Here is a 12277-nt window from a genome sequence, read left to right on the forward strand (position 1 = left end):
TCTTAAAGGGCGGCCGGGGCGCTGCGGCGGGCCGTACGGGCAAGGAATACTGACCGCATGACCTCCTCCGCCGAACGGTTCGGGCAGGAACGTCCGACGGACTTCTTCATCAGCTACTCCCCCGCCGACGAGCGATGGGCGTCCTGGATCGCCTGGCAGCTGGAGGCCGCCGGCCACCGCACCATGATGCAGGCGTGGGACTTCGTGCCCGGCACCAACTTCATCGACTTCATGGACCGCGGGCTGTCGGAGGCCAAGGCGGTGATCGCGGTGCTGTCGCGCAACTACCTGCGGTCGCGGTACGGCCGGTGGGAGTGGATGACGGCGCTGCGCGCCGATCCCGACGACCCGTCCCGCAAGCTGATCACGGTGCGGATCGAGGACTGCCCGATCGACGGCCTGCTGTCCACGATCACCTATGTGGACCTGGTGGGCGTGGCCGACCCGGGCCGGGCGCGCGACCTGCTGATGCGCCGGATCGGCGAGTCGCTGGCCGGGCACGCCCGCCCGTTCGAGGGCCCGGGCTTCCCCGGCGGCGGCGAGGGCGCCGCGCCGCCGGCGCCGGTCGTGGTGCAGCCGCGGGTGGTGAGCACGCCGACGGGCCTCGCCGCCGCCGAGACCGGCCAGCCGCCGATGACCGGCGAGCGGGCGGCGCGGCGCGTCCCGGTGCGGGCGCCGCGCTTCCCGGTGGCGGGCGGCGAGGGCGACGGGCCGCGCGAGCGGCTCAGCGTCCTGCACGTCCCCGGCCCCCGCTTCGGCCGCACGCTCGGCGGCCCGGACGAGCCGGCGACCGCGACCGAGCTGCAGGACCGGATCTGGAGCGACGTCACCCGGATGGCCGACGCCGGGGTGCCGCGCCCCGAGCTGCTCGTCGTCACCGGCAACCTCACCCACTCGGGCAGCCGCCGCGAGTTCACCGAGGCGCTGTCGTTCCTCACCAGCCTGCGCAACCTGCTCGGGCTGGAGGCGCAGCGCGTGGTGGTGGTGCCCGGCACCCACGACGTGACGCGCGCGGCGAGCCAGGCCTACTTCTCCAGCTGCGAGGCCGACGACATCGAGCCGCAGCCGCCGTACTGGCCGAAGTGGCGGCACTTCGCCACCTTGTTCAAGGACTTCTACCAGGGCCTGGACGGCCTGATCTTCGACAGCGCGCAGCCGTGGACGCTGTTCGCGGTGCCGGACCTGAAGGTGGTCGTCGCGGGCCTGAACTCCACGCTCGCCCAGACCCACCGCGAGCAGGACCGCTACGGGCTGGTCGGCCGCGCGCAGGCCGCCTGGTTCACCGAGCGGCTGCGCGAGTTCGAGGCCGAGGGGTGGCTGCGCCTCGGCGCGGTCGAGCACAGCCCGGTCGCCGGCGAGCCGGGCGCGCTGCGCGACGCCGCCGAGGCGGGCGCGCTGCTCGGCCGGCACGTCAACCTGTTCCTGCAGGGCGCCGAGACCGACCTCGGCGGCATCCCCGAGCTGGAGTCCGGGACCCCGTCGCTGCCCTCGCCCGGTCCCGGGCGGCACCAGATCGCGGTGCTGACGCGCGACGGCCTGGAGCGCTGGACCCCGGCCGAGCCCGCGCCGCGCCGGCTGGAGCGCGCCTGGATCGACGTGCACGGCACCTTCCCCGTCCCCGACGAGCAGCCGCCGCCCGAGCCGCCGCAGCTCCCGGCGCCGGTCCCGCGGCCCCGCGACGACGACCCGCGCCCCGACCCGACCGCGCAGCTGCTGGACCGGCTCGCCGAGGCGTGCGAGACGCGGTTCGAGCGGGCCACGATCCGCCGCGTCGACGCCGACCCGCCGCACCTGCTGCTCACCCACCTGGAGGACGGGTTCGTCCGCCAGTACCGGATCGGCGCGCACGTCGGCCGGCCGACCGAGCCCGACGTGGACGCCTTCGTCCGGCACGTGCACGCCGACGGCGCCGACCACGGCTCGGAGCTGGTCTACCTCGGCCCGCCGCCGCCCCGCACCCTGCGCGACGACGCGCTGCGCCGCGGCGTGCGGCTGCGCAGCCTCACCGAGTTCCAGGGGCTGCTGGACCTGTCGGAGTACGTGGCCGGGCAGACCGCGCGGCTGGCCACCGGCGGCCTGTACCCGCCGTCGCTGTACGTGCCGCAGCGCTACCGGGAGCTGGACCGGCCCGCGTCCGCCGAGCCCGGGCAGGACGTCGTCGGCGACGTGCTGCGGCTGCTGGCGGCCGACCACGGCCGGTTCCTGCTGCTCCTCGGCGACTTCGGCCGCGGCAAGACGTTCGCGCTGCGCGAGCTGGCCCGCCGCATCCCGGCCGAGCTGCCGCACGTCATCCCGATCCTGATCGAGCTGCGCGCCCTGGACAAGGCGCAGTCGGTGGACGCCCTGGTCGCCGCGCACCTGGCGCACCACGGCGAGGAGCTGATCGACCTCAAGGCGTTCCACTACATGCTGCGCCAGGGCCGCATCGTGCTGCTGTTCGACGGGTTCGACGAGCTGGTCACCCGGGTCTCCTACGACCAGGCCGCCGACCACCTGGACACGCTGCTGCAGGCCGCGCAGGACAAGGCCAAGATCGTGGTGGCGGGCCGCACCCAGCACTTCAAGTCGCAGGCGCAGGTGCTGACCGCGCTCGGCGAGCGGGTCGGGGTGCTGCCGCACCGCCGCGTCCTCGGCCTGGAGGACTTCTCCCCCGCGCAGGTCCGCTCCTACCTGGTCAACCGCTACGCCGACGAGCAGGTCGCCGACGAGCGGCTGCGGCTGCTGGAGGGCATCGGGGAGCTGTTCGGCCTGTCGGCCAACCCGCGGATGCTGAGCTTCATCGCCGACCTGCCCGAGGACCGGCTGCGCGCCGTCGCGCAGGCCCGCCACACCGTCTCCCCCGCCGACCTGTACCGGGAGATCCTCACCACCTGGCTGACGCACGAGGCGGGCCGGGTCCGCCAGCCCGGCGGGGCGCCCGGCCTGGACGTGCCGGCGATGTGGGAGGCGGTCACCACGCTCGCGCTGCGCCTGTGGGAGAGCGGCGAGCAGTTCCTGCGGCTGGCCGAGCTGTCCGACATCGCCGACGCCCTGACCGGCCTCGCCGGCGGCCGCATGTCGGCGTCGCAGGTGACGCACGCGGTCGGCGCGGGCAGCCTGCTGGTGCGCACCGACGCCGGGCTGTTCGGGTTCATCCACGGGTCGGTGATGGAGTGGCTGGTGGCCCGGCACCTGGCCGCCGGGTTCGCGGCCGGGGCGGTCCCGGCCGAGCTCGGCCGGCAGGCGCTGACGCAGCTCACCGTGGACTTCCTGTGCGACCTGGCCGACACCCGCGCCGTCCAGGAGTGGGCGGCCGGGGTGCTGGCCGACGCCGCGGCGCCCGACGCCGCGCGCAGCAACGCCATCAAGGTCACCACCCGGCTGCGCACGCCCGCCCGCGCCGACCTGCGCGGCGCGAACCTGCAGGGCGAGGACCTGTCCTACCGCGACCTGCAGGACGTCGACCTGACCGGCGCCGACCTCACCGACGCCCAGCTGGTCGGCGCGAACCTGTCGCGCGCGGTGCTGCGCGACGCGTGCCTGGCCGGAGCGCGGCTGGACGAGGCCCGCCTCACCGGCGCCGACCTGCGCGGCGCGGACCTGTCGCGGGCCCGGCTGGCCCGCGCCGACCTGCGCGACGCGACCGTCGAGGGGGGCCGGTGGACGCGCGCCGCGCTGATCGGCGCGACGCTGCCCGACCGGATCGCGCGCGCCCCCGAGCTGTACGAGGCCGCGATCGCGCCCGGCCGCCCGGTGGAGACCCAGCTCACCCCGGCGGCGGTCGGCGTCCCCTACGGCTTCCACTTCCGCACCAGCCGGCTGCCCCAGCCCCTCGCCTACAGCCCCGGCGGCGCGATCCTGGCGGTCGGCAGCGAGGACGGCGGGGTGCTGCTCGTCGACGCCGTCACCGGCGCGCCGCTGCGCAACCTGCAGGGCCACCGCGACCGCGCCTACGCGGTCGCGTTCGACGCCGCCGGCTCGCTGCTGGCGACCGGCTCGGCCGACGGCACCGTGCGGATCTGGGACCTGGCGACCGGGCACAGCGCGCACACCCTCACCGTCCACCCCGAGGGCGTGTGGCCCGTCATCGTCGGCGGCGGCGGGGACGGCCCCGTGCTGGTCGCGGCGGGCGCCGCCGACGGCGTGATCCGCGTCTGGGACGCCCGCACCGGAGAGCTGCGCCAGGAGCTGCCCGGCCACACCGCGCCCGTCTACACCGCGGTGTTCGACCCGGCGATGACGATGCTGGTCACCGGCGACGCGAGCGGCACCCTGCGGGTGTGGGACCTGGCCACCGGCGCGCTCGTGCGCACCCTGGCCGGGCACCGCGGCGCGGTGTTCCGCGCGGTGTTCCGCCCCGGCGGGTCGCTGCTGGCGGCGGGCGACGAGGCCGGCGTGGTCCGGCTCTGGGACGTCCGCACCGGGGAGATCCGCGGCGAGCTGCTCGGCCACACCGGCCGCGTCTACGCGATCGCCTACCATCCCGGCGGCGACCTGCTGGTCACCGGCGACACCGACGGGTCGCTGCGGCTGTGGGAGGGCGGCGAGCACCGCCGCACCCTGTCGGGGCACACCGGCGCGATCTACCAGGCGACGTTCAGCCCCGACGGGTCGCGCCTGGCCACCTCCGACAGCGACGGCTCGGTCCGGCTGTGGGACCCCGCCACCGGGACGCAGCGCCTGGCCCTGGCCGGCCACCGCGGCGCGGTCTGGCCGTTCGCGTTCCGGCCCGACGGCGAGCAGCTGGCCACCAGCAGCAACGACGGCACCGCGCGCCTGTGGGACGCCGAGACCGGGCAGTGCCGCACGGTGCTGCGCGGCCACGGCCGCCGCGTCACCGGCGTCGCCTTCAGCCCCGACGGCGGGCTGCTCGGCAGCAGCGGCAACGACGGCCTGGTGCGGCTGTGGGACCCGCGCACCGGGCGGCTGGCGCGCACCCTGCGCGGCGCCGCCGACAACCTGACCTCGGTGGCGTTCAACCCGGCCGGGACGCAGCTGGCGACCGCCACCAACGACGGCGGCGTGCACCTGTGGCAGGCCGCCGCGGGGATCTTCGAGCGCGAGCTGAACGTGGAGACCGACCACGTGTGGGCGCAGGCGTTCAGCCCCGCCGGGGACGTGCTGGCCACCGCCAACGACGACGACACCGTCCGCCTGTGGTACTGGACGACCGGCCGCGAGGTCGCCAACCTCGCCGACCACCGCGGCCGGGTCCGCTCGATCGACTTCAGCCCCGACGGGCGGCGCGTGGCGACCGGCTGCGACGACAGCGTGGTGCGGGTCTGGGGCGCCGAGGACGGCGGGCTGCTGAACGAGCTGCGCGGCCACACCGACCGCGTCTACCGGGTGGTGCACGACCCGTCCGGTGCGCTGCTGGCGTCGGCGAGCAACGACGGGACCGTGCGGCTGTGGGACCTGCGCTCGGGTGAGGCGCGGCATGTGCTGACCCGGCACACCGGGCGCCTGTGGACGGCGGCGTTCAGCCCCGACGGGGAGCTGCTGGCGACCGCCGGCGACGACCTGGTCGTCCGGCTGTGGGACCCGCGCACCGGCCGCTACCTGCACACCCTCACCGGGCACACCCGGCGCGTGTGGTCGGCGGCGTTCAGCCCCGGCGGTGAGCTGCTGGCCACGGCCGGCGACGACGGCTCGATCATCGTGTGGGACGTGGCGGACCGGTCCGCGCCGGCCCGCCGCGTCACGCTGCTCGGCCTCGCCGAGGGCTGGGCGGCGCTGGCGCCCGACGGCCGCTACAAGTGGGAGGGCGGCGGGAACGCCGAGTTCTGGCACGCGATCGGGATGTGCCGGTTCGAGCCCGGCGAGCTGGACCCCTACCTGCCCGAGGTGCGGCGGCTGCCGCTGGAGGCGGCGTTCTGAGGGCTCAGCCCGCCGCCGCGCGGCGGGCGAGCTCCTCCCACAGCTCGTCGGCGCGGGCCTTCAGGTCGGCCAGGCTGCCGGAGTTGTCGATGACGTGGTGCGCGATGGCGCGGCGCTGCTCGCGGGTCGCCTGCGCGGCGATCCGCGCGCGCGCGTCGGCCTCGGTCATGCCGCGCCGGGAGGTGAGGCGGTCCAGCTGCGTCTCGACGGGCGCGTCCACGACCACGACGACGTCGTAGAGCTCGGCGAGGCCGTTCTCGGTGAGCAGCGGGACGTCGTAGACGACGATGGCGCCGGCCGGGGCGGCGTCCATCAGCTCCTGCATCCGCTCCCCCACCAGGGGGTGCACGATGGCGTTCAGCGCCTTCAGCCGCTCGGGGTCGGCGAACACGATCGAGCCGACCTTCTCGCGGTCCAGGCCGCCGCCGGGCAGCAGCACGCCGTCGCCGAACTCGGCGGCGACGGCGGCCAGGCCGGGCGTGCCCGGCTCCACCACCTCGCGCGCGATCTTGTCCGCGTCGATGACCACGGCGCCGCGGGCGGCCAGCCGCCGCGACACCTCGCTCTTGCCCGACCCGATTCCGCCGGTGAGTCCCACTTTCAGCACGGGCACCACCGTACTCAGGTCGCCGGCTCCGCGGGAGGGAGGGGCTTGCGCATGTGCACGAACGTCAGGTGCGCGGCGACCCGCTCGCGGCGCGTCTCGGCGTACCCGAGGCGGCGGTACAGGCGCAGGTTGCCCTCGCTGAGGTGGCCGGTGAACAGCACGCACGCCTCGGCGCGCCCGGCGACGGCGGCCTCCAGCTCGCGCATCAGCCGCGAGCCGATGCCGCGCCCGTGCAGGTCGGGCGCGACGACCAGGCGCCCGACCAGGCAGGTGGCGCCGCCGAAGGTGGCGCGGACGGCGCCGGCCAGCCGGTCGCCCGCCATCGCCTTCAGCACCACCGCGTCGCTCTCGATGACCCTGCGCACCTGCCCGGCCGACTCCACCAGCGGCGCGATGAACGGGTCGCCGTACAGCTGCGCCTCGGTGACGTAGGCGGCGCGCTGCACGGTCAGGATCGGGCCCGCGTCCTGCGGCCGGGCGGGCTCGATCCTGACCTCGGCCACGCCTAGCCCCCGACCCGGACGGTGACCGCGACCGGCGCGTGGTCCGACGCCGCCGAGGCCGGCACCTCGTAGTCGCCGAACAGCAGGTCGTCGGTCCCGAAGATCCAGTCGGGCCGGTCGCGGCCCGCGGTCGGGGTGGCGTCGCCGAGCGCGGCGCTGCGCAGCCGGCCGCCGCCGGTGACCCGCTCGACCTCCGCGCTGCCGGGGCCGGCGCCGAAGTCGCCGGCGATCAGGGTGCGCGGCGCGCCGCCCCAGGCCCGCAGCAGCGCCGCGGCCTCGCGCAGGCGCGCCCGGCCGTGCCCGCCGCCCTCGGACAGGTGGGTGGACCACACGTCCATGGTGGTGCCGCCGACCTGCAGCCGCGCCCACACGTAGCCGCGGATCTGGGACCAGTCGCCGCGCGGCATCCGGCCGGTGCCCGAGCCGCGCACCGGCAGCGACGTCAAGATCGCGTTGCCGAACTGGCCGTCGGCGGCCGGGCCCCACAGCAGCTTCATGCCGAGGCGCCGCGACAGCCACACCCCGACGTCGGTGGTGCCCGACATGAGCGCGCCGCGCCCGGCCTCCTGGAGCAGCACGACCTGGGGCCGCTGCCGCTCGATCGTCCGGGCGACCGCCTCGGGGTCCAGCCGCCCGCCGGTGTCGACGGCGTCGTGGATGTTGTAGCTGAGCACCCGGACCTGCCCGGCGACGGCGGCCGCGGGGGCCGTGCCCTTCGGCGAGACGAGGGTGTACAGCAGGGTGCCGGCGAGCAGGACGAGCGCGCCCGCGCCCGCGGTGAGGGCGCGCAGCGGCGCGCGCGCGGGCAGCGGGCCGCCGCGCGCGGCGGCGATGGCGGCCAGCGCGCCCAGCAGGATGCCGGCGAGGCCGGGCAGCAGGTTGTTGGGCAGCGGCAGGTCGGTGATGGCGCTCATCTGGTACGGCAGCAGCACCAGCGCGACCAGGAACCCGCCGAGGGCGGCGCCGATGTCGACGCGCCAGACCGGGCCGCCGGTGCCGGCGCGGCGCAGCGGCGCCCGGCAGGCGACCGCCAGCAGCCACGCCGCCAGCACCTGCCCGCCGATCACCACCGGAACGATCTCGACGCCGGTCACCGCGTAGGTCCCGGCGATGGTGCCGGCGCCGATGCCGAGCAGGGTGCCGCCGAGCACGCACACCCCGCCGGGGACGGCCCGCACCGCCAGGCCCGAGGCCAGGAACGCCAGCGCGAGGCCCTGCCCGATCACCACGATCACGTGCGCGGCGGTCAGCGACACCCAGCCGCTGGAGGCCACGAACGCGGGGCTGGACAGCACCAGCACCTGCAGCGCCAGGAACGGGCCGAACGCGGCGGCGCCGAGCGCGTCGCGCCAGGACAGGCCGGGCGCGGCGACCGGGCCCGAGGCGAGCTCGCGGTAGAGGGCGAACGCGCCGGGGCCGACGAACAGCAGGCACGCCAGCCAGGACGGCACGTCGGACCGCCAGACCGGGTCCCAGGTGCCGAACGCCATCCGCACCGCGGTGTCGGCGGCCAGGCCGGCCACGGTCGCGGTGGCGAAGCCGACGCCCGACAGGCCGCGCGCGCCCTCGTACAGCGCCGCCACCGCGATCATGCCGACGGCGGCGCCGAGGAAGGCCAGCCACAGCTGGGGCGAGAGCGCCTGGGCCAGCAGCCGGACGGCCAGCAGCGCGCCGACGCCGCCGGCCAGCAGCCCGCGCGGGCCGGCGGCGCGGCGCAGCAGCGGCGCGGCGAACCCGGCCAGGGACACCGCGAGCACGGCGCCGGCGGCGGCGCCGTACCCGGCGTCCGCCCCGAAACGGTCGAACTGCGGAAGGGAGAAGCGCAGGGTCTGGGCGAGCACCGCGACCGTGATCGCGATCAGCGCGAGCCGCGCGGGGCCCTGCGGGACGATGGACGGACCGGCCGCCGGGCCGCCGCCGGTCTTGATGCCTGCCTCTGTGCTGGCCAATTGAACGAGTGCTCCGGGGGCGTGGGAGGAAGGGCGGGGAAACAGATCACGGCCGGAACGCGCCCCCGCGGGGACGCCTTCCGGCCGTGCTCATTCGACCACCGGCCCGCGCGCGGCGCCCCGGTGGGGGCGCCGCGCGGCGGGCGCGGTCACGCTGCGACGGGTCACTGACCGCCGGAGAGCTTCTCCCGCAGCGCGGCGAGGGCCTCGTCGGTGGCCAGGGCGCCACCGGTGGTCTCGCTCTCGCCGCCGCCGGAGTAGGAGGTCTCCGTGCCGGCCGCGGTGGTGCCGCCGGTGGTCTCGGCCTCCGCCTCGGCCTTGCGGGCCTCCTCGATCTGCTTGCGGTGCGCGTCGAACTTGGCGCGGGCCTCGGCGTACTGCCGCTCCCAGGTCTCGCGCTGCTCGTCGAAGCCCTCGAGCCACTCGCCGGTCTCGGAGTCGAAGCCCTCGGGGTACTTGTAGTTCCCCTCGGCGTCGTACTCGGCGGGCATGCCGTACAGCGTCGGGTCGAAGTCCTCTTCCTCGACGCCCGCGGCGCTCTCGTTGGCCTGCTTCAGCGACAGGCTGATGCGGCGCCGGTCCAGGTCGATGTCGATGATCTTGACGAAGATCTCGTCGCCGACCTGCACGACCTGCTCGGGGATCTCCACGTGGCGCTCGGCCAGCTCGGAGATGTGCACCAGGCCCTCGATGCCCTCCTCGACGCGGACGAACGCGCCGAACGGCACCAGCTTGGTGACGCGGCCCGGCACGACCTGGCCGATCTGGTGGGTGCGGGCGAACTGCTGCCACGGGTCTTCCTGGGTGGCCTTCAGCGACAGGGAGACGCGCTCGCGCTCCATGTCGACGTCCAGCACCTCGACCGTGACCTCCTGGCCGACCTCGACCACCTCGGACGGGTGGTCGATGTGCTTCCAGGACAGCTCGGACACGTGCACCAGGCCGTCCACGCCGCCGAGGTCGACGAAGGCGCCGAAGTTGACGATCGAGGACACGACGCCCTTGCGGACCTGGCCCTTCTGCAGCGTGTTGAGGAAGGTCTGGCGGACCTCGCTCTGGGTCTGCTCCAGCCAGGCGCGGCGCGACAGCACCACGTTGTTGCGGTTCTTGTCGAGCTCGATGATCTTGGCCTCGAGCTCGCGGCCCACGTAGGGCTGCAGGTCGCGGACACGGCGCATCTCGACCAGCGACGCGGGCAGGAAGCCGCGCAGGCCGATGTCGAGGATGAGGCCGCCCTTGACGACCTCGATGACCGTGCCGGTGACGATGCCGTCCTCGTCCTTGATCTTCTCGATCGTGCCCCAGGCGCGCTCGTACTGAGCGCGCTTCTTGGACAGGATCAGACGGCCTTCCTTGTCCTCCTTCTGGAGAACGAGGGCCTCGACGTGGTCTCCGACGGTGACGACCTCGTTGGGGTCGACGTCGTGCTTGATGGAGAGCTCACGCGAGGGGATGACACCCTCGGTCTTGTAGCCGATGTCGAGGAGGACCTCGTCTCGATCGACCTTGACGACGGTGCCTTCGACGATGTCACCGTCATTGAAGTACTTGATGGTCTCATCGATCGCGGCGAGGAAGGCTTCCTCTGACCCGATGTCATTGACCGCTACCTGCGGGGTGGTCGAGGTGGCCTCGGTGCTGCTCGTCATGTGTCGGCTGACTCCGGATGCGGACATAGTGGGTGTCGTTGATGCGCGGAGGGCCGGTATCCGCCCTGCCGAGGACCGGAGGAGAGACGCGGCCTGGACCGCGTCAGGGAACCGAAAGTCGACGACCTGACCGAGCGCGAGCCTGCTCTGTCCGAAGCGCGCGCAGGCCCACAGCGCAGCGATCAGGATATGGGACCAGGGCCCTGTGGTCAATCGGAGCGGCGGGACGCGTCCGGTCAGTAGGTGCGGGCGAGGTCCCGGAACCGCCCGCCGAGGCGGCCCAGCCCGGCCCGGGGGAAGCTCACGGTGCCCGGATCGCCGTCAGAGGTGTAGCGCTCACCGGGGTTCTCGTCCAGCCGGTCCAGCCACGCCGTGGAGCAGAACCGCCGGCAGTCGTTCTCCTTGATCTTGCCCTCGGACCGGATCCGGGTGACCGCCCACCGGTCGAACCCCTTGTCGAACGGCGACTCCGAGGGCTTCCACCCGGCCAGGAAGACGCCCTGGAACCCGTACCGGCCGCCGTCGCGCTGCGCCCAGGCCCGCCGCGCCGGGATCGCGCCGTAGGGGTAGGCGAAGGTGGCGGTGTGCCGGCCGGTGAGCCGGAAGATCTTGTCCTCCATCCCGCCGATCTCCTTGCGCACCCCGCCCTGGGACATCCGCGACAGGTCCAGGTGGTGCACGGTGTGGTTGGCGATCTCGTACCCGTGGCCGATGAGCCACTTCAGCCCTTCGGCGGCCCGCTCCCCCATGCCGAACAGGTCGTCGTTGACGTAGAAGGTCGCCGTCGCCCGGAACCCGGGGTTCCGGCGCGCCACGTCCTCCAGGATCGCGACGGCGGTGTCGGGCTCGACCTGCCCCCGCGCGTCCAGCCCGAAATGCCCGGGCGAGCTGTCGTCGAAGGTCAGCACCACCGGATGCCGCCCGGCGGGCACGTCGATGCGCCCCGACACCAGCTCCGCGGCGGTGATCGGCACGTACCCCTCCCGCGCGAGCCGGGTCAGCTCGGCGCGCAGCTCCCCGGTCGACCGGTCCAGCGACAGCACCGGCCTCTTCATGATCCGGTGGTACATCAGGACCGGGATCTCCCCGAGCTCGTTGGCCCGCACCGCGACGGCCTGCGGCGTAGCGGCCCGGACCGGCGCGGGCGGCGTCGCCGAGGGGCGGACGGAGGGCGCGGCCGGGGTCGAGGGCGCCCTCGTCGTCGCCGGAACCTGCTGCGGAGAAGCAGCGGGCGCGGGCCTGGCGGCCTGCGAGGCGGCACCCGCGTGCGCGACGGTCCCCGCCCGCCGGGGACGCTGCCCCGGCAGCGTCAGCCCGAGGATCAGCGCGCCCAGCAGGACGACTCCGGCGATCTTGTGGAGGAACGGCACAGGCGTCTCCCGGGGGCGTTACCTACTCGGCCTCGCAACAGCGTACGACCATCCACCCCCGAACGGGCCGAACCTCACTAACCCGACATCGATCACACCGACCGGGCCGAGCCTCACCACGTTTTTGCCCCGCCCCGCCCAAGACTTAACGCCCCAGCATCCCCTCCGGCCAAGCCGGGGATACGCCCTTTACCCCACCCACAGGGACACCGGTCACCTCGCACAGCCGGAGACCGGCGAAGGCAACACCGGAGAAACGGCCCTCGTCCGCACTCCCCCCTCAGCCCGCTTCCCACCCCCGCAAGGACACCAGCCACCGCGAACGCGACCAAAGGCCTAACGA

At 74.8% G+C, this 12277-nt stretch carries 6 protein-coding genes; 1 reads left to right on the plus strand and 5 read right to left on the minus strand.

The features are described 5' to 3' along the window. The first annotated feature begins 57 nt into the window (after positions 1–57). Positions 58–5856, plus strand: a complete 5799-nt coding sequence (locus ACRB68_RS01320) for a WD40 domain-containing protein (protein WP_153530487.1) — start codon at positions 58–60, stop codon at positions 5854–5856. A gap of 4 nt (positions 5857–5860) precedes the next feature. Here ACRB68_RS01320 and coaE read toward each other — a convergent pair whose 3' ends face one another. From coaE to ACRB68_RS01345, 5 genes are all read right to left on the minus strand, one after another. Then, on the minus strand, positions 5861–6463 hold the full coding sequence (gene coaE / locus ACRB68_RS01325) for a dephospho-CoA kinase (RefSeq protein WP_328593588.1): 603 nt from the start codon (positions 6461–6463) through the stop codon (positions 5861–5863). A gap of 14 nt (positions 6464–6477) precedes the next feature. Beyond that, complete coding sequence (locus ACRB68_RS01330) at positions 6478–6966, minus strand: GNAT family N-acetyltransferase (protein ID WP_328593589.1); 489 nt, start codon at positions 6964–6966, stop codon at positions 6478–6480. A gap of 2 nt (positions 6967–6968) precedes the next feature. After that, a complete protein-coding gene (locus ACRB68_RS01335) occupies positions 6969–8915 on the minus strand; it encodes an endonuclease/exonuclease/phosphatase family protein (protein ID WP_153530488.1) in 1947 nt (648 codons plus the stop codon). 164 nt (positions 8916–9079) lie between these two features. After that, on the minus strand, positions 9080–10564 hold the full coding sequence (gene rpsA, locus ACRB68_RS01340; protein WP_153530489.1) for a 30S ribosomal protein S1: 1485 nt from the start codon (positions 10562–10564) through the stop codon (positions 9080–9082). A gap of 236 nt (positions 10565–10800) precedes the next feature. After that, positions 10801–11934, minus strand: coding sequence for a polysaccharide deacetylase family protein (locus ACRB68_RS01345; protein ID WP_328593590.1), 1134 nt, complete (start codon positions 11932–11934; stop codon positions 10801–10803). Positions 11935–12277: the final 343 nt, after the last annotated feature.

It is taken from the genome of Actinomadura macrotermitis (assembly GCF_009604375.1).
Classification (GTDB): domain Bacteria; phylum Actinomycetota; class Actinomycetes; order Streptosporangiales; family Streptosporangiaceae; genus Spirillospora; species Spirillospora macrotermitis.

What these genes read in the sequence shown, in the direction of transcription:
- ACRB68_RS01320 (WP_153530487.1), top strand. Translation starts at nt 58, where the DNA reads ATGACCTCCTCCGCCGAACGGTTCGGGCAGGAACGTCCGACGGACTTC.
- rpsA (WP_153530489.1), bottom strand. Translation starts at nt 10,564, where the DNA reads ATGACGAGCAGCACCGAGGCCACCTCGACCACCCCGCAGGTAGCGGTC.